Here is a 21,294-nt window from a genome sequence, read left to right on the forward strand (position 1 = left end):
ATTTGTAGCTTAACTTGATAAAAGAACAAACATCATGCCTTCGATAACCGTAGAACCCTGCACCTTTGCCCTGTTTGGCGCGTTGGGTGATCTGGCGCTGCGCAAGTTATTTCCTGCTCTCTATCAACTCGATGGCGCAGGCCTCCTGCACGACGACACGCGCATTCTGGCCCTGGCCCGTGAGGCCGGCTCCGAACAGCAGCACATGGCCCACATCGAGAAAGAACTGCGTAAGTACGTCGGCAAGGAACTCGATGAAGCCGTGGCCACACGCTTCCTCGCGCGCCTGGCCTATGTGCATGTCGATTTCATGAAAGCCGACGATTACGTCGGCCTGGCCGAGAAGGTCGGCAGTGACCAACGCCTGATCGCCTATTTCGCCACTCCTGCGGCTGTTTACGGGGCGATCTGCGAAAACCTGGCCAAGGTCGGCCTGGCGGAAAACACCCGCGTCGTGCTGGAAAAACCCATCGGTTCGGACCTGGAGTCCTCGCGCAAGGTCAACGACGCCGTGGCGCAGTTTTTCCCGGAAAACCGCACCTACCGTATCGACCACTACTTGGGCAAAGAGACGGTCCAAAACCTGATCGCGTTGCGTTTTGCCAACAGCCTGTTCGAAACCCAGTGGAACCAGCACTACATTTCCCACGTGGAAATCACCGTGGCCGAGCAGGTCGGTATCGAAGGCCGCTGGGGTTACTTCGACAAGGCCGGCCAGCTGCGCGACATGATCCAGAACCACCTGCTGCAACTGCTTTGCCTGATCGCCATGGACCCGCCGGCCGACCTGTCCGCCGACAGCATCCGTGACGAGAAGGTCAAGGTGCTCAAGGCGCTGGCGCCGATCAGTCCGGAAGGCCTGACCACCCAAGTGGTGCGCGGCCAGTACATCGCCGGCTACAGTGCCGGCAAGCCAGTGCCGGGTTATCTGGAAGAAGAGAATTCCAACACCCAGAGCGACACCGAAACCTTTGTCGCCCTGCGTGCCGATATCCGTAACTGGCGCTGGGCCGGGGTGCCGTTCTACCTGCGTACCGGCAAGCGCATGCCGCAAAAGCTGTCGCAGATCGTCATCCACTTCAAGGAACCGTCCCACTACATCTTCGCCCCCGAGCAGCGCCTGCAGATCAGCAACAAACTGATCATTCGCCTGCAGCCGGACGAAGGTATTTCCTTGCGTGTGATGACCAAGGAGCAAGGCCTGGACAAGGGCATGCAACTGCGCAGTGGCCCGCTGCAACTGAATTTTTCCGACACCTATCGCAGCACCCGTATTCCGGATGCCTACGAGCGGTTGTTGCTGGAAGTGATGCGCGGCAATCAGAACCTGTTTGTTCGCAAAGATGAAATCGAAGCCGCGTGGAAGTGGTGTGACCAGTTGATCGCCGGGTGGAAAAAATCCGGTGATGCGCCCAAGCCGTACGCGGCGGGTTCCTGGGGGCCGATGAGCTCAATTGCACTGATCACGCGGGATGGGAGGTCATGGTATGGCGATATCTGAATTGAAACTGCCTCAGGGCGTAACTGCTCATGAGTACCGCACGCCCGTATTGCTGGCCGATGGCCTGGCCAATGACGTGGCCGAGCAACTGCGCGCGGCCATCAGTGCCCGTGGCGAGGCGACCCTGGTGGTGTCCGGCGGCCGCAGTCCCGTGGCGTTTTTCCAGAACCTGGCCAAACAGGGCCTGGACTGGTCCAAGGTCACCATCACGTTGGCCGACGAACGTTGGGTGCCGGTGGAACACGCCGACAGCAACGCCGGCCTGCTGAAGAAATACTTGCTGCAAGGTCCGGCGGCCAAGGCCAAGTTCCTCAGCCTGTATCACGTTGCGGCCACGCTTGAAGACGCCGCCGAACTGGCCGATCGCCAGTTGGCAGAGTTGCACGCCATCGATGTGCTGGTACTCGGCATGGGCGATGACGGCCACACCGCGTCGCTGTTCCCCAACAGCCCGAACCTGGCTGAAGCACTGAAGGCCGACGGTACCCGCCGTTGCTGGCCGATGCTCGCGCCGACCGTGCCGCACCAGCGCCTGACCATGAGTCGCGCGTTGCTGGCCACGGCCCACTACACCGTGCTGTCGATTTCCGGCAGCGCGAAATTGACCACCTTGAGCGCCGCGCTGGCCAGTGACGACGTTGCTGCCATGCCGATTCGCGCGTTTTTGCAACCTACTTTAGAGATTTACTGGTGCCCATGAGCCAAGGATCAGCCGCTATGAAAAGCCCTCAACCGACCGTGTCCATGGCGGATAAAGTTGCCTTGATCGACAGCCTCTGCGCCAAGGCGCGGATCCTGCCGGTGATCACCATCGCCCGCGAACAGGACATCCTGCCGCTGGCCGATGCCCTGGCAGCCGGCGGTTTGACCGCATTGGAAGTGACCTTGCGTTCCGAGTTCGGCCTCAAGGCAATTCAAGTGCTGCGCGAGCAACGCCCTGAATTGTGCACCGGTGCCGGCACCGTGCTCGACCGCCACATGCTTGAAGCCGCCGAAGTGGCGGGCTCGCAGTTTATCGTCACGCCAGGCATTACCCGTGACCTGCTGGAAGCCTCGGTGCACAGCCCGATCCCGTTGCTGCCAGGCATCAGCAACGCCTCCGGCATCATGGAAGGCTATGGCCTGGGTTACCGTCGCTTCAAACTGTTCCCGGCTGAAGTGAGCGGCGGCGTTGCTGCGATCAAGGCGCTGGGTGGGCCGTTCGGCGAAGTGAAGTTCTGCCCTACCGGCGGCGTTGGTCCGGCCAACATCAAAAACTACATGGCGTTGAAAAACGTGATGTGCGTGGGCGGTAGCTGGATGCTTGATCCGGAATGGATCAAGAACGGCGACTGGGCCCGCATCCAGGAAGTCACCGCACAGGCGCTGGCGCTGCTGGATTAAGCTGATTTACCGAATCGTTGTTGCTGTGCTTAACGGCATTTTTGCGGCGCACTTGGTCGGTGTGCCGCTTTTTTTTGCCTGTAGAAAACCTCAAATTCAACGCTGAGCAATGTGAGAACGGGCTTGCTCGCGAATGCGGTGGTTCAGTTGACCTATTCGTCGACTGACCCAGCGTATTCGCGAGCAAGCCCGCTCCCACACAAGCCCGCTCCCACATTTCAGTCCGCGCTTAGCTCGGTTATTGCTTTGACCAAGACATCGATGTCCGCCGCCGAGGTCACCAACCCCGGCGTCACCCGAATGCAGCTGCCAAAGGCCGCGCCGACACGGGTGGTGGTAAACAGGTCGTAGTCCTTGAGCAACCGATCCGCCATTACCTGCTGATCACGCCCGGTGAACTTGAACGCCGTGATCCCGCAATACAGCCGTGGGTCATCCGGCGTCAGCACCTCGATACCCGGCAACTGACGCACCTGGTTCACCCACAGATTCCGCAGATAATTGACCCGTGCGCCCTTGGCTGCCGAGCCACCCAATGCCCGGTGCTCTTCCAGCACCAGCGGCAAGGTCATCAGTGCCGGGAAATTCGGTGTGCTATAGGGCGTACGCGCGCGAACATCGGTGGCCGGGTAATGAAACTCGCCCATGTCCGGGTCGATAGCGGCCAGGCGCTGCGGGGCGATGTACAGAAAGCCCAGGGTCAGCGGCGCGCCGATCCATTTGTGCAGATTGAAGCCGGCAAACTGGATGCCCAGTTGGGCGAGGTTGAATTCGATCTGGCCCAGGGCATGGGCGCCATCAAGGATCACATCCACGCCGTGCTCACGTGCGGCGTTGGCAATCGCCTCGACGGGCATTACCAGGCCGGTGCGGTGGGTCACATGGGTCAGGGCCATCAACTTGAGGCGCGGGTGCTGCACAAACGCGGTGCGATAAGTCTGTACCAGGCTGTCGAAACTGGCCGGGTGGGCGTGGGATAACTCGATCATCTCCACACCGCGATAGCCCGCCAGCCAGCGCATCGCGCCTTTGACCGTGTCGTACTCCAGGTCGCTGATCAGCACTTGGTCGCCCGGTTGCAGGTTGTTGTAGTTGCGGATCAGTGACTGCAACGCCTCTGTGGCATTGCGGGTGAAGGCAATCGACTCCGGGTCGGCGTCGATCAGCCCGGCCAGTTGGCGGCGCACCTCGACGTTTTCACCCTGCTCAAAGCGCTGGCGCACATACAGCGAGTTGCTGCGGTTGATAAACGCGACGTGCTCCAGGTACTGCGCCCGTACCGCGCGGCTCATACGCCCGAAGTAGCCGTTTTCCAGATTGATCGGGCCAGGTTCCAGCTCATAGCGCTGGGCAATGGCCTGCCAATGACGTTCGTTATCTGCATTCCTTGGCATGGCGAGACTCTCAGTGGCGGGGGGCGGGTTTGCCGTGCTTTACGCGCAGCGGTTCCAATAGTTCGGACAGGCCGTTGTGGTCAATTTCCTGCATCAATGCCAGCAAGCCGCCCAACTCGCCGTGAGGAAAACCTTCGCGGGCAAACCAGTTCAGGTAGGGGCCGGGCAAGTCGGCGATGATCCGTCCCTTGTATTTGCCGAAGGGCATTTCGCGGGTGATCAGCAATTCGAGTTTTTCGGGGTTCATGGCATAAGGCGTTTAAGTCGAGACCTTGGAAAATACAGGCATTCTGCATGAAGGCCAAATGACAGATCATGCAAATAACTCGCATACAGATGGTTCAATAATTTTTATCCCGTTGAAAAATAAGGGAAAAGTTGTTTTTAAAAACTTGGCACGGGCGCTGCAATCATTAATACACGTTTCTTAACCCGCACAAGGAATTGAAAAATGACTGACATCAACAAAGAATCGATCTCTGTACTCAACGACCTGATCGAGACCAGCAAAGACGGCCAGAAAGGCTTCGCAACTTGTGCTGAAGACATCAAGCACCCAGAGCTCAAAGCGCTTTTCCAGAAGCGTGCCGCCGACTGCGCCAGCGCTGCCGCCGAGCTGCAAACCGCAGTGAAAGCTCTGGGTGGCGATCCGGAAAAATCCGGTTCGGTTGCCGGCGCACTGCACCGTGGTTGGGTCGACGTGAAATCGCTGGTCACCGGCAAAGATGAAGAAGCCGTGTTGAACGAAGCCGAGCGCGGTGAAGACCACGCACTGAAGGCTTACAAAGAAGCGATCGAGAAGATCAACAAGCACAACCTGCTGGGTATTCGTGACCTGGTTGAGCGTCAGTTCCATGGCGCCCAACGTAACCACGACCAGGTGAAAGCCCTGCGTAACCAGGCTCGCGCTCAGTCTTGAGTCGCTCCTGATTAGAAAAAGCCCCGCTGATGCGGGGCTTTTTTTATGGGCAATTTTTACACCCAGGCATCAGCCGATGCTGATCGGCGGCAGTTCGGTCAACGTCACCACCTGCTGCTTGCGGGGTGCCAGGATTTCCGCCTCACCGTCCACTACCAGCTCATCGCGCTGGTTGAACACGCGAGTGGCGATGCGCACGCGAAACTTGGGCAGCTTCTCGAGGATTTCCAGACGCACGGTCAAGGTGTCGCCGATTTTCACTGGCTTCTGGAAGCTCATCTGCTGGCCGATGTAGATAGTGCCCGGCCCGGGCAGTTCGCAGGCAACGGCCGCGCTGATCAGGGCGCCGCTGAACATGCCGTGGGCGATACGCTCCTTGAACATGGTCGCCTTGGCGTACTCGGCATCCAGGTGCACCGGGTTGTGGTCGCCGGACATCGCGGCAAACAACTGGATATCGCGCTCTTCGACAGTCTTGCTGTAGCTGGCGGTCTGGCCGACTTCGAGGGCTTCGTACGGGGTGTTGGTAACCTGAGTCATCTCGGGGTGCATCCTGTGGCTAATCGGTAATTAAACAGTATGATTTTAAGCGTTTGATTTTAAACGAAAATTTATTCGCAGCGGGTCGGCCTGTGCAAGGTCAGAGCCTGTTGCAACCACGCCAGTACATCCGCTGTGACTTCATCACGGTTGGTTTCATTGAACACTTCATGACGCGCCTGCGGGTAGATATTCAATTGCAGGTGCTGGCAGCCGGCCTCACGCAACGCATGGGCCAGGCTTTTGAGACGCTTGCCTTCACTCACCGGATCACATTCGCCGCCCATCACCAGGATCGGCAGGCCCGGGTCGATCTGCGCGAGATTGGACGCTTTGCTGATTTGCTGCAAGCCGCCCAGCAGGTCGATCCACAACTGGTTGGTGCAGCGAAAACCGCACAGCGGGTCGGTGATGTACTGGTCGACCTCGACCGGGTCGCGACTGAGCCAATCAAACGCCGTTCGGTTGGGCTTGAAGGCTTTATTGAACGAGCCGAACGACAGGAACTCGATCAACGCACTGCGCCCGCGCAAGCCCTGGCGTGCCCGTTCGATACGAGCAATCACCGCCGCCGCGCGGTACAGCGCAATCGGTTGGAAATTCGACCCGCTGAGAATCGCGCCAGTCAGGCTGGCGCTGTGGTGCAGCAGGTAGGCCTGGGCGATGTAGCTGCCCATGCTGTGGCCCAGCAGGATAATGGGCAGCCCCGGCTGCTGCTGGCCGATGTGCTGGTTGAGGCTGGCCAGGTCGCCCACCACTTTGTTCCAGCCGTCCTTTTCGGCGTACAACCCCAGCGTGCCTTCATCGGCGGTGCGGCCATGACCGCGCTGGTCCAGCGCATACAGACCGTAACCGGCACCGCACAGGGCTTGGGCCAGGCGTGCATATCGACCACTGTGCTCGGCCATGCCGTGGGACAGCATGACGACTGCCCGGGTCTCGCCTTCCGGCAGCCATTGATTGACGTACAGGCGGCTGCGGTCATTCGCGGTCAGCCAGAAGGTGCTGTGGTTCATGGCGCTTCCTTTGCTCAGGGTCGTTGCAGTGTATAGCTCATCCTCGGGCTTGCGTCTGATCAGTGCAGGCCCTTGTAGGAAGATTCACGCAATTAATGACGCTCTTTCCTGTATTTGCCTGTTTGGCCATAGCTGCTAACGTCCCCAAAGCTCCGCTTTTTATAGCAGCACGTTTTTATCGCTGCAGCGGTCGGACACACTCAGGTAAGAGGACAAGAATAATGCAACCTGATTTCTGGAATGACAAACGCGCCGCGGGCGTTTCCAATGACATCGACCTCACCACGTACAAGTCGGTGATCGAAGTCTTCGAACGTTCCTGCAAGGCCTTTGCCGACCGTCCGGCGTTCAGCAACATGGGCATCACCCTGACCTACGCCGAGCTTGAGCGCCAGAGTGCTGCGTTCGCCGGTTACCTGCAGCAACACACCGACCTCAAGTCGGGCGAGCGTATCGCGGTGCAGTTGCCCAACGTGCTGCATTACCCGATTGCCGTATTCGGCGCACTGCGTGCCGGGCTGATCGTGGTCAACACCAACCCGTTGTACACCCCGCGCGAGATGCGTCACCAGTTCAAGGATGCCGGCGTGCGTGCGCTGGTGTACCTCAACCTGTTCGGTGCGAGGGTGCAGGAGGTGTGCGCCGACACCGAGATCGACTACCTGATCGAAGCCAAAATGGGCGACTTCATGCCCGCCGCCAAGGGCTGGTTGATCAATACCGTGGTCGACAAAGTCAAGAAAATGGTCCCGGCCTACCACCTGCCACGGGCGGTGTCGTTCAAACGCGCATTGCGCATGGGCGCGGGGCAGGGGTTGATCCGGCATCCGGTCACGCTGGACGACATCGCCGTGCTGCAATACACCGGCGGCACCACTGGCCTGGCCAAGGGCGCGATGCTCACCCACGGCAACCTGGTGGCGAATATGCAGCAGGCCCGGGCGTGCATGTCCCAGGTCACCGACGATGGCCAGCCGCTGGTAAAGGAAGGGCAGGAGGTGATGATCGCGCCGCTGCCGCTGTACCACATCTATGCCTTCACGGCGAACTGCATGTGCATGATGGTGACCGGCAACCACAACGTGCTGATCACCAACCCGCGCGACATCGGCGGGTTCATCAAGGAGCTGAAAAAGTGGCGGTTCTCCTGCCTGCTGGGGCTCAACACCCTGTTTGTGGCACTGATGGACCACCCCGACTTCAAGACCCTGGATTTCTCCCACCTCAAGATCACCAACTCCGGCGGCACCGCCCTGATCAAGGCCACGGCCGAGCGCTGGAAGGCGGTGACCGGGTGTTCCATCGGCGAAGGCTACGGCCTGACTGAAACCTCACCCGTGGCCAGTACCAACCCGTACGGCAGCCAATCGCGCCTGGGCACGGTGGGTATTCCGGTGCCGGGTACGGCGATGAAGGTGATCGACGATGACGGGCACGAGCTGCCATTGGGTGAGCGCGGCGAACTGTGCATCAAGGGCCCGCAGGTGATGAAGGGGTACTGGCAGCAGCCGGCCGCTACCGCCGAGGCGCTGGACGCCGACGGTTGGCTCAAGACGGGTGACATTGCGGTGATCGACAACGATGGCTTCGTAAGCATTGTTGATCGCAAGAAAGACCTGATCATCGTTTCGGGCTTCAACGTTTACCCCAACGAGATCGAAGACGTGGTGATGGCCCACCCGGCGGTGGCCAACTGCGCGGTCATCGGCGTGCCGGATGACCGCACCGGGGAGGCGGTGAAGCTGTTTGTGGTGGCGCGTACCCAAGGCGTAAGCCTTGAAGAGCTGAAGGCGTACTGCAAGACCAATTTCACCGGGTACAAAGTGCCCAAGCATATTGTGTTGCGCGACTCGCTGCCGATGACGCCGGTGGGCAAAATTTTGCGCAGGGAGCTTCGCGACATCGCCTGACCATGATTGAAAGCCACTCAAAATGTGGGAGGGGGCTTGCCCCCGATGGAGGTGTATCAGTCAGCAGATGTGTTGGCTGAAACACCGCTGTCGGGGGCAAGCCCCCTTACACATAGATTCTTTATTGCCCTGAAAACCCTATTCCAGAGCCTTTTGCTGGGATATTTGATCGCTGCTTAAAGTGTGACCAAATATTGTAGGACAGTCATGTTTATGACCGTAGGGGCCCCTTTTGGCTCTAGGCGGCCCTTGGCAAAGCTGCTACTCTCGGCGCGCTTTGTGACTTCTCGGCCTGCTTGAAAGCGCCAGACTCACCTTAAAAAAACATACACCAATAATAATCGCATCAAATGCGATGATGAATTCGCGTCGCTGAGGAGTGGGCTTCCATGAACGAAGACTTTTGGAAGGATAAGTACCCCGCCGGGATTGCTGCAGACATCAATCCAGACGAGTATCCAAATATTCAGGCGGTACTGAAGCAGTCCTGCCAGCGCTTCGCCGACAAGCCGGCTTTCAGCAACCTGGGCAAAACAATCACCTACGGTGAACTGTACGAATTGTCCGGTGCTTTCGCCGCTTACCTGCAACAACATACCGACTTGAAGCCTGGCGATCGCATCGCCGTGCAACTGCCCAACGTCCTGCAATACCCGGTTGCCGTGTTCGGCGCCATCCGTGCCGGCCTGATCGTGGTCAACACCAACCCGCTGTATACCGCGCGGGAAATGGAACACCAATTTAATGACTCCGGGGCCAAGGCCCTGGTCTGCCTGGCGAACATGGCGCACCTGGCTGAAAAAGTCGTGCCCAAGACCGCCGTCAAACACGTGATCGTCACTGAAGTCGCCGACCTGTTGTCGCCGTTCAAGCGCCTGCTGATCAACAGCGTCATCAAGTACGTGAAGAAAATGGTCCCGGCCTATCACTTGCCCAAGGCGATCAAGTTCAACGACGTGCTGGCCAAGGGGCACGGCCAGGCGGTCAATGATGCCAGCCCGGCCAGCAGCGATGTTGCCGTGCTGCAATACACCGGCGGCACCACCGGCGTGGCCAAGGGCGCGATGCTCAGCCACCGCAACCTGGTCGCCAACATGCTGCAATGCAAGGCGCTGATGGGCTCCAACCTCAACGAAGGTTGCGAAATCCTGATCACGCCGCTGCCGCTGTACCACATCTATGCCTTCACCTTTCATTGCATGGCGATGATGCTGATCGGCAACCACAACATCCTGATCAGCAACCCGCGCGACTTGCCGGCGATGGTCAAGGAACTGTCGAAGTGGAAGTTCAGCGGCTTTGTCGGCCTCAACACGTTGTTCGTGGCGCTGTGCAACAACGAAGGCTTTCGCAAGCTGGACTTCTCTGCGCTGAAGGTCACCCTGTCCGGCGGCATGGCCCTGCAACTGGCCGCGGCCGAGCGTTGGAAAGACGTGACCGGTTGCAACATCTGCGAAGGCTACGGCATGACCGAAACCAGCCCGGTGGCCACGGTCAATCCGATCCAGAACATCCAGATCGGCACCATCGGCATTCCGGTGCCTTCGACTGTGTGCAAAGTCATCACCGATGACGGCGTCGAGCTGGCCCTCGGTGAAATCGGCGAACTGTGCGTCAAGGGCCCGCAAGTGATGAAGGGCTACTGGCAGCGCGAAGATGCCACCGCCGAAATCCTCGACAGCGAAGGCTGGTTGAAGACCGGTGACATCGCGATCATCCAGCCTGACGGCTACATGCGCATCGTCGACCGCAAGAAAGACATGATTCTGGTCTCCGGCTTCAACGTCTACCCCAACGAATTGGAAGACGTGCTGGCAACCCTGCCCGGCGTGCTGCAGTGCGCGGCCATCGGCGTGCCGGATGAAAAATCCGGGGAGCACATCAAGATCTTCATCGTGGTCAAGCCCGGTGCCACCCTGACCAAAGATCAGGTGATGGAGCACATGCGCGCCAACGTCACCGGCTACAAGGTGCCCAAGGCCGTTGAGTTCCGTGATGCGTTGCCGACCACCAACGTGGGCAAAATCCTGCGGCGTGAATTGCGTGATGAAGAACTGAAGAAGCTGGGCCTGAAAAAGTAACCCAATAAAAAACCCCGCAATTGCGGGGTTTTTTTATGCCTGGATTGGAATGCAATCCAGATGCGGGAGCGGGCTTGCTCGCGAACGTGGCGGGTCAGTAACACATCCGGCGACTGACACACCGTGTTCGCGAGCAAGCCCGCTGCCACATGTTTGATCTGCGTCTTTACACCGCAAACTGCGCGAAGCTCACACCCGCACCTGCCGGGCGCACATCGGTGAGGAACGAATCCTTGTCCGCGCTCAGCTCCAGCGTGATCTCCGGGCTGCGCTTGCCTGCATTGCGCACTACCAGCCCTTCAAGTTTTTCACGCAAAAATGCTGTCGGCACCTTCAGGTGCAGCAACTGGTCGGACTCGGCGTTGTGCATCAACAAGTGAATCCACTCGTACTGGCCCACGGCAATACGGCCCACCGGCAGGTCGAACCACCAGATATTGCGTTTGCGGTCCAGGTCGGTGAAGTGGCAGTTGTTGAGGCCGAGTACGGCACCGCCCAGTTCCTGGTTTCTGCGGGCGATAGCCTGTGCTTTATTGAGTTTCATAACCTTCCTACGGGATCTGTTATTCAGCGTTATAGCCTGAATGTGCGGGGCATTCTCGTGGGTTGGCTGCAAAACATAAAGCCAAACCTGCAGGCGGCGATGAAATGCCCGTCGAAAAATAATTGAAACTCTGCCGAACAGCCTCGGGTCAATCTCTACGTAATGACCAAAAACCTCGATTGTTCCAGGAGAAATACCATGAGCAGCACATCGGATAAGGCAAAAGGTTTGGCTAACGAAGCCGTCGGCAACGTCAAGCAAGGTGTTGGCAAAGTGACTGGCAACGACAAGCTGCGCGCCGAAGGCGTGGTTCAGGAAAAGAAAGGCGAAGTGCAGAAAGCGGTGGGCGATACCAAAGACGCGGTAAAAAAAGCCACCAAGTAAGTCTGAATCGTTGGCTGTATGCGTGCAGCCCGACGGCCATCCACGGATGGCCGTTTTTATGTCAGATGCTGCAACTAAAATCTGGTAATTGTTTCAAAGTCGCCAAGTAGGCTACTTTTGATGTAGAAAACGGCCCCTGAGTCGCCCACGACCTCACCCTTTTGCGGCGAAAGGAGACGCTATGATTTTTCCGGTATTACAAGGTTTACCCCTGCATAAGGTGCTGGTGCGCACCGTCAAGGAATTCGTCGATGACGAAATGCCCACCTATGCCTCGGCACTGGCCTACCAGATGCTGTTCTCATTGTTTCCCTTCCTGCTGTTCCTCATCGCCCTGATTGGTTTCCTGCACCTGCCGGACTTCTTCACCTGGCTGCGCATGCAATCGGAACTGGTGCTGCCGCCCCAGGCGCTGGAGCAGGTCAACCCGGTGATCGACCAGTTGCAGCAGTCCAAAGGTGGCTTGCTCTCCGTTGGTATCGTGATCGCCCTGTGGACCGCCTCCGCCGGTGTACGGCTGATGATGAGCGCGATGAACGCTGCCTACGATGTGGTCGAAGGCCGTCCAATCTGGAAGCGCTTCCCGCTCTCGGTGTTCTACACCGTCGGCATCGCCGGCATGCTGCTTGCCGCCGCCGCCTTGATGGTGCTTGGCCCGCAGGTGATGGAGTGGCTCGCCGGACAGATCGGCATGCAGGAATTCGTGGTGACTTTGTGGACCATCCTGCGCTGGCCGCTGATTGTGATTTTGCTGATGTTCGCCGTGGCCCTCATGTATTACGTGATGCCCGATGTGGAGCAGAAATTCCGCTTCATCACGCCCGGCTCGGTGCTCGCCGTGGTGGTGTGGATCGTTGCTTCACTGGGCTTTGGCTATTACGTCAAAACCTTCGCCGACTACAACGCCATGTATGGCAGTATCGGTGCGATCATCGTCCTGCTCCTGTACTTCTATATTTCCGCCGCGGTGCTGTTGCTGGGCGCGGAGATGAATGCCGTGATCGAACACATGTCGGCTGAAGGCAAGGACCCGGGAGAAAAGGAGTTCGATGAACCCGCCGAAGAAGTTTCTGACACGGATGCAAAACAGCACGTCTCAGGCCTAGGCCGGGACCACTCCAAGCCCACACCCATTGAGCCTGATCGATGATCCGTGAAATCCTGAAAATGGGCGATGAGCGCCTGCTGCGTATTGCACCGCCGGTTCCGCCGGAAATGTTCGACAGCCCCGAGCTTTGGCAGTTGATTGACGACATGTTCCAGACCATGGAACACGTCGGCGGCGTTGGCCTGGCCGCACCGCAGATCGGCGTCGATCTGCAACTGGTGATCTTCGGTTTTGAAGCCAGCGAGCGATACCCGGATGCGCCGCCGGTGCCGCAGACCATCCTGATCAACCCGTTGATCACACCGCTCAGCCCGGTGGTGGAAGAGGGCTATGAAGGTTGCCTGTCCGTGCCCGGCCTGCGTGGCGCGGTAGACCGTTATCAGCAGATTCGCTACGAGGGTTTCGACCCCAAAGGCGAGCCGATCACGCGCATCGCCGAGGGTTTCCATGCGCGCGTGGTGCAGCATGAATGCGATCACCTGATCGGCCGGTTGTACCCCTCGCGGATTACCGACTTCAGCAAGTTCGGGTTTATCGAAGTGATGTTTCCAGACATGGATCCGAACGCTGACGAATAGCTTTCAGGCCCAACGAGATCCAAATGTGGGAGCGGGCTTGCTCGCGAAATCGGTGTATCAGTGACTTATCCTGTGACTGATACTCCACATTCGCGAGCAAGCCCACTCCCACATGTGCATTGCATTTCAAAGCGGGTTATTTGGCCGGTTTCACAAACCGCAACGTCATCCGATCCGACTCACCAATCGCCACATACCTGGCCTTGTCCTGCTCACCCAATTTCAATGCCGGCGGCAAGGTCCATACGCCACCGGGGTAATCCTTGGTGTCCTTCGGGTTGGCATTCACCTCACTCTGTCCCGCCAGCTTGAACCCGGCGTCCGTTGCCAGCTTCACCACCTGCGCGGTGGTCAGGTAACCACTGTCCTTGATCGCTTCCAGATCCGCCCCATCCTTGGCCCGATGATCTTCCACGCCCAGCACCCCACCGGGCTTGAGCACCGTGTAGAACGCGCTGAAGGTGGCCGGCGCGGTGCCCGCGTCAACCCAGTTATGCACATTGCGAAAGGTCAGTACCGCATCGGCCGACGCAGGCTTGCCGAACACCGGCGCCTTGGGATCGAATTCGACAACCTCGGCCTTGGCATAACGCGCAGGGTCGGCGGCGAATTTCTTTTTCAGGTTCTGTTCGGACGTCGCGGCGTAAGCACTGCTGCTCGCAGCCTGCACGGCGGCGACGTAATGCCCATGGTCCTTGAGCAACGGCGCCAGGACCTCGCTGTACCAGCCGCCGCCCGGGGTGATTTCGATCACCGTCTGCTTGGCGCCCAGGCCGAAGAATTCCAACGTTTGCTGCGGATGGCGATAAACGTCGCGCGCGCTGTTGGCCGGGTCGCGCCAGCTGCCGGCAAGCACGCTGGCGTACTGCGCGGCGGTAATCGGTGCGTCGGCTGCCTGGCTGAGCGTTGGAACGAGGAGGGCGGTGAGGGACAGAGCTGCAAGCGTCGTTTTCATGATCATCCTGTAAGGGGCCACTGTGCCGTCGAGGCTAGCATGGGCCCTCTACCGGGCGATCACACATTATCCGAGGTGCACCTCACCCTTGGTTATAAGCCCCATGGCGATCATTGGTTTATTGCGTTTGTAGCGCACCAGACGCTCGCTGAGCGATTGTGGCAGCACCGTGTCCTGAGTGAAGCCCATACGCCGGTACAGACCTTCCAGATCCGGATGGCACAGCAGCCACACTGTGCCTTCCACTTCGGCCACAGCCTGCAGAATCAGCCGCGCCGCCAACCCGTTGCCGCGATACGCGGGGTCCACGAACACCCCCGTCAGCCACTGCCCGCCCAGCACCGGGCTCAGGCACAACCCGGCCACGATCTCGCTGTCGCGCGCCACCCATAAACGCCCGCCTTTGATGGCTTTCATCGACGAGTCGTGGCTACGGTAAAACTTGTTGAGCAGCGGCCACAGCGGCGCTGCCAGCGGTTCGAGGTGCAGTTCGGGCATGGTCTTCAAGCGAGCAATATCAAGGGTCGGGGATTATAAGCGCCTTCTGCCCGGCAATAGGTGGTATACCCACTGTTACATCCCCTTCAGTTGAGCATGCATCATGGCCAAAGGTATGGATTCAAAGAAAGCCGCGAAGAAGAAACCGGCAAAAACCGCCGATGAAAAACGCGCTGACAAGAAAGCCAAGAAGTCCGACACAGGCCTGTTCGGTCACTGAGTTACAAGCTTAGAACCAAACGGTCTGCAAGATTTTCAAGCCTCAATGCACAGAGCAGGAAACACCTGCTCTGAGCTGCCGATGGCCAACTACCTTGATCTGACCCAGCGCCGGGAAATCGAAGCCCTGGTGCACCGTTTTACCGCCCGAACCGAATGGCCGACCTGGCTGTTGCTGATCGGCGTGTACACCGGCTGGTTCGCCGTGATGCTCGCCAGTCAATGGCTGGGCCTGTGGCTGAGCACCTTGCTGCTGATCCCGTTGGTGACGCTGTGGCTGTCGGTGCAGCACGAATTGCTCCACGGCCATCCCACCCGCTCGCTTCTTGTGAACAAACTGCTCGGCTATGCGCCTTTTGCCGTGTGGTATCCCTATACGCTGTACCGCGAAAGCCATTTGTTGCACCACAACGATGAAGACCTGACGCTGCCGGGCATCGACCCGGAAAGCCGCTACCTCAACCAATCCCAATGGGACAACAGCTCGTTGTTCAAACGCAGCGTGCATTGGCTGACCAAAACCGTGCTCGGCCGTTTCCTGCTCGCGGCGCCGTTGGCAATTGGCCGATTGGCGCGCCATGAGTTTCAACGCTTGCCCCACGTGTGGCCGATGTGGCTGGCCCACGGCGCCGTGACCCTATTGATGCTGAGCTTCATTGCCCACTGCAGCGCACTGCCGGTGTGGCACTACCTGCTGCTGGTCAGCGTGCCGGCCTTGTCCCTGGCGTCGATCCGTTCCTACTATGAGCACCGTCCACACCTGCAGCCGGAACAGCGCACCGTCCTCAACGAAGCGGCCTGGCCCTGGACCTGGCTGTTCCTCAACAACAACCTGCACCTAGTGCACCATGACTTGCCGAAACTGCCCTGGTACTTGCTGCCCACCGTCTACCACGCCCGCCGCGAACAATGGGTGGCGCGCAGCGGCGGGTTTGTGGTGCAGGGCTACGGCCAATTGATCAGCCGCCACGGCCTCAAGGCCATCGACAGCCCCCGGCACCCTTTTGCCTGAGAGACGCCCATGAGTGATCACTACGCCGAACTGCTGATGTACGTCGCCCCCGAAGCGGTGCAGCGCGCCAACCAGCAGTGGTTGGCGCGGATAGTCGAGCGTCTGAACCTGAGCCGCCGCAACGCCGACCACCTCGACCTGCACGGCCTGTGGCTGGCGCCCGAACTGCTCGTCACGCAAACCTGCGGCTATCCGCTGATGACCCAACTGCGCGGCCAGGTGCGCGTGATCGGTCGCCCACGCTACGAGTTGGCCCACAGCAGCCAGGGCGAACATTGCAGCCTGCTGCTGGCCCGCGACGACGACCCGCGCACCGCACTGGCGGACTTCTACCTCAGCCGTGGCGTGATCAATGGCCATGACTCCAACAGCGGCATGAACCTGCTGCGCGAACGCCTCGCGCCGTTGCAGCGCGGCGGTCGTTTCTTTGCCAGCGTCGGTATCAGCGGCGCCCACCGTGAAAGCCTGCGCTGGCTGCGCGAAAACCTTGCCGACCTCGCCGCCATCGACAGCGTCACCTACGACTACCTGGCGCGTTTCGCCCCGCTGGAAGTGGCGGGGCTGCGCATCGTCCCCCACAGCGCGCCGAGCCCGACCTTGCCTTACATCGGGCCGCTTAGGCTGAGCGATGAGCACGTGGCGCAGATCCGCGAGGCAATGAACCTGGCGTTGCAGGATTTACCGCAGGTGGTCGACACGCTGGGTATCCAGCAAGTGCTGCCCGCGCGCGAAGACGACTACCGCGTGCTGTTGGATTACCAGCAACAGGCGGTCAACGCAGGTTATTCGAAGCTTCAATAAGGTTATATAAAAATACCTTTTAAATATTATTAATGAATAAGCCGCCTTGCTAGGATCGCTCCACCGGAACACCGGACATAACGCGCAACCTACTCAGATGGAGCCACTATGTCCGGCGCCGACACTTCTCACAGCGATTACGTGGGCGGATTGTTCCGCAGTCATTACGACTGGCTGTGCAGCCGTTTGCACCGCCATCTCGACTCGCGTGCCCACGCCGAAGACATCGCCGCCGACACCTTCGTCCAACTGCTGAGTTCGCCAGGCGTGGTGCCGATTCGTCAGCCCCGCGCCTTGCTCACCACCATTGCCCAGCGCCTGATGTACCAGCTGTGGCGCCGGCGGGATCTGGAGCGCGCTTATCTCGATGCCCTGGACAACGACGAAACCTGCACCGCACCGTCTCCCGAAGACCTGGCGCACATGCTCGAAGCCTTGCAGGCCATCGACCAGTTGCTCGACGGCTTGCCGGCCAAGGTCAAGGCGACCTTCCTGCTGTCGCAACTCAATGGCCTGACCTACCCCGAGATCGCCGCCGAACTGGGAATTTCCCAGCGTTCGGTCAGCGATTACATGGCCCGCGCGCTCAACCGTTGCCTGCGGCTGTGCCTGGAATGAACGACGCCTTGATCGACAGCGCCACGCGCTGGTACGTGCTGCTGCGTTCGGGCGAGGCCACGGCGGCGGACTGGCAGCGCTATCACCACTGGCGCGCAGCCGACCCGCGGCATGACGCGTTGTGCCGGCAACTGGAAACGCGCCTTGGCGTGTTTCAGGTTGCGCAAGCGCAAGGCGTAAGCGGCAAGGTTCTGCAGCAAGCGCTGGATGCGCCTTCCAGCCGCCGCCATGTATTGCAGGTCGCATTGGCGGGTGCAGGCGTGGCCATGGGCGCTGCGCTGTTGAGCAAACCCATGGGGTTAGCGGACCTGACTGCGGACATCCGCACCGGCACCGGTGAACGTCGCACCGTTACCCTGGCCGATGGCAGCGAGTTGTTGCTCAACGCGCAAAGCGCGGCGGATATCCAGTTCGACCCGCAGCGGCGCCTGGTGCGCCTGCGCGAAGGCGAGTTGCTGGCCAGTGTCGCCAGCGACCGTAACCGCCCCTTTCTGATTCAGACCGAGCAGGCGCAGGTGCGCGCCTACGGCAATCGCTTTGTGTTGCGCGAGCGGCAAGGGCAGGGCCAGGTCGTGGCGCTCGATGGCGCGCTGGAAATCGATCGTCAGAGCGGCGAACGCCTGCAACTCGCCGCCGGCCATGAAGTGCATTTCGACCGCGCCGGCTTCGGCCCGGTGCAGGTCAGTTCGGCCGGCGCCACGGCGTGGATCGACGGCTTCCTGCAAGTGCGTGACCGTCCGCTGGCCGAAGTCATCGACGCGTTGCGGCCCTATCACACTGGCGTGTTGCGCCTGGACCCGTCAGTCGCCGGCTTGCGCGTCAGCGGCCTTTATCGGCTGGACAACCCGCAGCAAATCCTCGACACCCTGGCGCGCACCTTGCCGATCCACATCACCCGCCGCACCGGGTTGTGGGTGACCGTCAATGCGGCCTGACGGACTTGCTCGGCCAATGTGGGAGCTGGCTTGCCTGCGATGGCATCACCTGGTTGTGGCAGATGGACCCAGTCGCCTGCATTGCAGGCAAGCCAGCTCCCACAGGGGTGGGGTTTTCACTTCGCGGGTGGGTTCTATCGACATAACCAAACGATCTGCAAGTTTTGCCCCCGCCATCCCACATCACTCCCGTAAGCGCTGCGGGGAGCAGCGTTCTCGAGTTTCCTTGGGGGGAGCCAAAGTGAGTCAGTTCAACCGTGTGCCGCTTCGAACCTTTGCCCTGGTGCCGTTGGCCAGCCTGTTTGTGTCATTTGCCGCCAGCGCCGAAGAGGCGCGTCAGGTCTACCACATCGCCCCCGGCCCGCTGGATGAAGTGCTGTTGAACATCAGCCGCCAGAGCGGCCAGGTGATTTCCTTCACGCCACAACTGGGCAATTATTCCTCGGCCACTGTCGACGGTTCGCTGTCAGCGCACCAGGCGGTGGACGCCGCGCTCAAGGGCACCGGCCTGCAAGTGCAGGTGAGCCCGGACGGTGCGTTCATCATCAAGGAAGGCGCAGCCAAAAACGCGACCAGCAGCGTCAAGGCGCAGACCAGCGCCGCGCAGGCGCCGACCCTCGACCGCGTGGTCGCCATCGGCACGCGGCGCAGCAATGCCACCGCCCTGACCAGCAGCGCGCCGGTGGATGTGATCAACGCCGAAGAACTCAAGCAAACCGGCGCCACCAGCCTCAACCAAGCGCTGTTCCAACTGCTGCCGTCGTTCAACTTTCCGCAGAACAACAGCGCCACCCGCGGGCAAGACCCCAAGGGCGCTTCCTTGCGTGGCCTGTCGCCTGACCAGACCTTGGTGCTGATCAACGGCAAGCGCCGGCACACCTCGGCGGTGGTGAATATTTCCGGTGGCGTGCCGTTCATTGGCGCCCAGCCGGTGGACCTGGACATGATCCCCATCAGCGCCATCGACCACGTCGAAGTGCTGCGTGATGGCGCGTCGGCGCAGTACGGTTCCGACGCAGTGGCGGGGGTGGTCAACATCGTGCTCAAGGAGCGCGACAGCGGTGGCGGCATCAACACGCAACTGGGCAAATACGCCCAGGGCGATGGCTTCAGCAAAACCACCGACGGCTGGTACGGCATTGGCCTGCCGGGCGATGGCTTCCTGACCCTGAGCTTCAACACGCTGAACAACAAGCCCGACGACATTGGCGACAAGTACGTCGCCGACGGTCACGTGCAAGACCCACGCTGGGGCGGCGCCGGGCGTGACAAATACAACCTGGCGGCCAACGCCGAGATCGGCCTGAACGACCAATGGCGCGTCTACAGCTTCGCCACCTTCGGCCAGGACACCTCGGTGAACAACACGCCGCCGCTGTTGGCCAGCAGCCCGAACAACGTTGCCTCGATCTACCCCGGCGGCACGATTCCCAAGTACCGCTATCGCTACGAAGACGGCGCCATCACCGTGGGCACGCGTTATGAAGACGACAGCATCGGCCGCTTCGACCTGAGCGCCACCTATGGCCGCGACGAGCACGACGAACTGGCCTTCAACACGGTCAACCCGAGCTACGGCGCCAACAGCCCGACCAAGTTCAACGTCGCCACGCTGATCAACGACCAGACCAACATCACTCTCGATTACGCCAAGGACCTGGACGTGAACTGGTCCAGCCACCCGCTGACTGTCTCCGGCGGAGTGGCTTATCGGCATGAGCAATATCGCCTGGAAGCCGGCGACTACGATTCCTATTCCTACGGCGGCATCGATGGCGTACAGGTTGGCGCGGTACAAGCCTCGGGCCTGACCCCGGAAGACGCCGGCACGTTTAAACGGGACGTGGGCGGCGTGTATTTCGGCCTCGAAAACCAGGTTACCGACAAGCTGCAAGTCGGTGTTGCCGGGCGCACCGAGCACTACTCGGACTTCGGCTCGGCCACCACCGGCAAGCTCTCGGCGCGTTATGACTTCACCCCGCAAGTGGGCGTGCGCGCCACGGTCAACAATGCTTACCACGCGCCGAGCCTGGGGCAGATTGGCACCTCATGGACCACCACCACCAACCTGGACGCCAACGGCAACCCAGTGCTGACGCGCATGCTGCCGGCCGACAACCCGGCGGCCCGTGCCCTTGGCGCGCAACCGCTCAAACCTGAGAAATCGACCAACTACTCGTTGGGCCTGGTGCTGCGACCGGCAGAAAATGCCTCGCTGACCATCGACGCCTATCAAATCTCGATTCGCGACCGCTTGCTGTTCAGCGGCGGCATCTCCGGGCCACTGGCCGAGCAGATCCTCACCAATGCCGGTTACGGCCAATACTCTTGGGCGCAGTTCATGACCAACGCTGCCGACACCCGCACGCGCGGCGTCGACATCGTCGGCAAGTACAACCTGGACCTCGCGCAGTTCGGCAACCTGGCCCTGTCCGCCGGCTACACCAAGGCGCGCACCACCATCGAGAAAGTCCACGAAAACCCCAACGGCTTTGAAGTGCTGACCCGCGAAGCGCGTGGCTTTATCGAACACGGCTATCCCGAAGACAAACTGGTGTTCGGCGCAGTGCACACGCTCAACCAATGGACCATCGCCCTCAACCAGACCCGCTACGGCAAATACCGCAAATACGCGGCCAGCGAGACCAACGCGCAGTACGACCAGGTTTTCAGTGCGCAGTGGAGCACCGACCTCGACGTCAACTACGCGTTCACCCAGCAACTGCGCGTGTCGGTGGGCGTGAACAACCTGTTCGACAGCAAGCCCGACGACTTCAACAGCCGCCTGCGCCAGACGCCGGGCCAGCAATACAGCTACCTGTCACCGACCGCGCCGGAAGGGGCGTTTTACTACACGCGGCTCAGTTATGACTTTTAACAAATGACCCTGCGATCTAG

Annotated in this window: 21 protein-coding genes; 14 read left to right on the forward strand and 7 right to left on the reverse strand. The window is 60.1% G+C overall.

Annotated features, from left to right (window positions below):
• Positions 1–34: 34 nt before the first annotated feature.
• The 3 genes from zwf to AACU78_RS25720 are packed head-to-tail and all read left to right on the forward strand — an operon-like array spanning position 35 to position 2,884.
• On the forward strand, positions 35–1,501 hold the full coding sequence (gene zwf / locus AACU78_RS25710) for a glucose-6-phosphate dehydrogenase (protein WP_106578444.1): 1,467 nt from the start codon (positions 35–37) through the stop codon (positions 1,499–1,501).
• Positions 1,488–2,201, forward strand: a complete 714-nt coding sequence (gene pgl, locus AACU78_RS25715) for a 6-phosphogluconolactonase (RefSeq protein WP_106578445.1) — start codon at positions 1,488–1,490, stop codon at positions 2,199–2,201. Before zwf ends, pgl begins: the two co-directional genes overlap by 14 nt.
• Positions 2,202–2,218: 17 nt before the next feature.
• The gene (locus AACU78_RS25720; RefSeq protein WP_106578446.1) at positions 2,219–2,884 is read left to right on the forward strand and encodes a bifunctional 4-hydroxy-2-oxoglutarate aldolase/2-dehydro-3-deoxy-phosphogluconate aldolase; all 666 of its coding nucleotides are present in this window, start codon (positions 2,219–2,221) and stop codon (positions 2,882–2,884) included.
• A gap of 218 nt (positions 2,885–3,102) precedes the next feature.
• Here the strand turns inward: AACU78_RS25720 and AACU78_RS25725 are convergent, their stop codons facing one another.
• A complete protein-coding gene (locus AACU78_RS25725; protein WP_106578447.1) occupies positions 3,103–4,278 on the reverse strand; it encodes an aminotransferase class V-fold PLP-dependent enzyme in 1,176 nt (391 codons plus the stop codon).
• Between the two features lie 10 nt (positions 4,279–4,288).
• A complete protein-coding gene (locus AACU78_RS25730) occupies positions 4,289–4,525 on the reverse strand; it encodes a DUF3820 family protein (protein ID WP_017139191.1) in 237 nt (78 codons plus the stop codon).
• A gap of 204 nt (positions 4,526–4,729) precedes the next feature.
• On the opposite strand from AACU78_RS25730, the gene AACU78_RS25735 reads away from it, so the two are divergent.
• On the forward strand, positions 4,730–5,197 hold the full coding sequence (locus AACU78_RS25735) for a ferritin-like domain-containing protein (RefSeq protein ID WP_106578448.1): 468 nt from the start codon (positions 4,730–4,732) through the stop codon (positions 5,195–5,197).
• A 69-nt stretch (positions 5,198–5,266) separates the two neighbouring features.
• Here the strand turns inward: AACU78_RS25735 and AACU78_RS25740 are convergent, their stop codons facing one another.
• On the reverse strand, positions 5,267–5,737 hold the full coding sequence (locus AACU78_RS25740; protein WP_003175719.1) for a MaoC family dehydratase: 471 nt from the start codon (positions 5,735–5,737) through the stop codon (positions 5,267–5,269).
• 71 nt (positions 5,738–5,808) lie between these two features.
• Positions 5,809–6,753, reverse strand: coding sequence for an alpha/beta hydrolase (locus AACU78_RS25745; RefSeq protein ID WP_106578449.1), 945 nt, complete (start codon positions 6,751–6,753; stop codon positions 5,809–5,811).
• A 221-nt stretch (positions 6,754–6,974) separates the two neighbouring features.
• On the opposite strand from AACU78_RS25745, the gene fadD2 reads away from it, so the two are divergent.
• On the forward strand, positions 6,975–8,663 hold the full coding sequence (gene fadD2 / locus AACU78_RS25750) for a long-chain-fatty-acid--CoA ligase FadD2 (RefSeq protein WP_106578450.1): 1,689 nt from the start codon (positions 6,975–6,977) through the stop codon (positions 8,661–8,663).
• Between the two features lie 389 nt (positions 8,664–9,052).
• On the forward strand, positions 9,053–10,744 hold the full coding sequence (gene fadD1, locus AACU78_RS25755; RefSeq protein WP_106578451.1) for a long-chain-fatty-acid--CoA ligase FadD1: 1,692 nt from the start codon (positions 9,053–9,055) through the stop codon (positions 10,742–10,744).
• Positions 10,745–10,910: 166 nt separating this feature from the next.
• On the opposite strand, the gene AACU78_RS25760 is transcribed toward fadD1, so the two are convergent.
• On the reverse strand, positions 10,911–11,288 hold the full coding sequence (locus tag AACU78_RS25760) for a hypothetical protein (RefSeq protein ID WP_106578452.1): 378 nt from the start codon (positions 11,286–11,288) through the stop codon (positions 10,911–10,913).
• A gap of 198 nt (positions 11,289–11,486) precedes the next feature.
• Here AACU78_RS25760 and AACU78_RS25765 point away from each other — a divergent pair, with 198 nt between their 5' ends.
• The 3 genes from AACU78_RS25765 to def all read left to right on the forward strand — a co-directional run bounded on the left by AACU78_RS25765 (position 11,487) and on the right by def (position 13,358).
• On the forward strand, positions 11,487–11,672 hold the full coding sequence (locus tag AACU78_RS25765) for a CsbD family protein (RefSeq protein ID WP_076015848.1): 186 nt from the start codon (positions 11,487–11,489) through the stop codon (positions 11,670–11,672).
• 181 nt (positions 11,673–11,853) lie between these two features.
• Positions 11,854–12,822, forward strand: a complete 969-nt coding sequence (locus AACU78_RS25770) for a YihY/virulence factor BrkB family protein (protein ID WP_106578453.1) — start codon at positions 11,854–11,856, stop codon at positions 12,820–12,822.
• Positions 12,819–13,358: a peptide deformylase gene (gene def, locus AACU78_RS25775; RefSeq protein ID WP_106578454.1), complete on the forward strand. Its 540-nt coding sequence runs from the start codon at positions 12,819–12,821 to the stop codon at positions 13,356–13,358. The genes AACU78_RS25770 and def overlap by 4 nt, the downstream gene beginning before the upstream one ends.
• A gap of 136 nt (positions 13,359–13,494) precedes the next feature.
• Here the strand turns inward: def and AACU78_RS25780 are convergent, their stop codons facing one another.
• Both AACU78_RS25780 and AACU78_RS25785 read right to left on the reverse strand, forming a co-directional pair.
• Positions 13,495–14,313, reverse strand: coding sequence for a class I SAM-dependent methyltransferase (locus AACU78_RS25780; RefSeq protein ID WP_106578455.1), 819 nt, complete (start codon positions 14,311–14,313; stop codon positions 13,495–13,497).
• 66 nt (positions 14,314–14,379) lie between these two features.
• A complete protein-coding gene (locus AACU78_RS25785) occupies positions 14,380–14,811 on the reverse strand; it encodes a GNAT family N-acetyltransferase (protein ID WP_106578456.1) in 432 nt (143 codons plus the stop codon).
• Between the two features lie 301 nt (positions 14,812–15,112).
• On the opposite strand from AACU78_RS25785, the gene AACU78_RS25790 reads away from it, so the two are divergent.
• From AACU78_RS25790 to AACU78_RS25810, 5 genes are all read left to right on the forward strand, one after another.
• Complete coding sequence (locus AACU78_RS25790) at positions 15,113–16,042, forward strand: fatty acid desaturase (RefSeq protein ID WP_106578457.1); 930 nt, start codon at positions 15,113–15,115, stop codon at positions 16,040–16,042.
• A gap of 9 nt (positions 16,043–16,051) precedes the next feature.
• Positions 16,052–16,843: a phosphate/phosphite/phosphonate ABC transporter substrate-binding protein gene (locus AACU78_RS25795; protein WP_106578458.1), complete on the forward strand. Its 792-nt coding sequence runs from the start codon at positions 16,052–16,054 to the stop codon at positions 16,841–16,843.
• Positions 16,844–16,951: 108 nt separating this feature from the next.
• Positions 16,952–17,461, forward strand: a complete 510-nt coding sequence (locus AACU78_RS25800) for a sigma-70 family RNA polymerase sigma factor (protein ID WP_106578459.1) — start codon at positions 16,952–16,954, stop codon at positions 17,459–17,461.
• Positions 17,458–18,396, forward strand: coding sequence for a FecR domain-containing protein (locus AACU78_RS25805; protein ID WP_106578460.1), 939 nt, complete (start codon positions 17,458–17,460; stop codon positions 18,394–18,396). The genes AACU78_RS25800 and AACU78_RS25805 overlap by 4 nt, the downstream gene beginning before the upstream one ends.
• A gap of 241 nt (positions 18,397–18,637) precedes the next feature.
• The gene (locus AACU78_RS25810) at positions 18,638–21,274 is read left to right on the forward strand and encodes a TonB-dependent receptor plug domain-containing protein (protein WP_106578461.1); all 2,637 of its coding nucleotides are present in this window, start codon (positions 18,638–18,640) and stop codon (positions 21,272–21,274) included.
• Positions 21,275–21,294: the final 20 nt, after the last annotated feature.

The sequence above is a fragment of the Pseudomonas sp. R9.37 genome, assembly GCF_963878885.1.
GTDB lineage: Bacteria > Pseudomonadota > Gammaproteobacteria > Pseudomonadales > Pseudomonadaceae > Aquipseudomonas.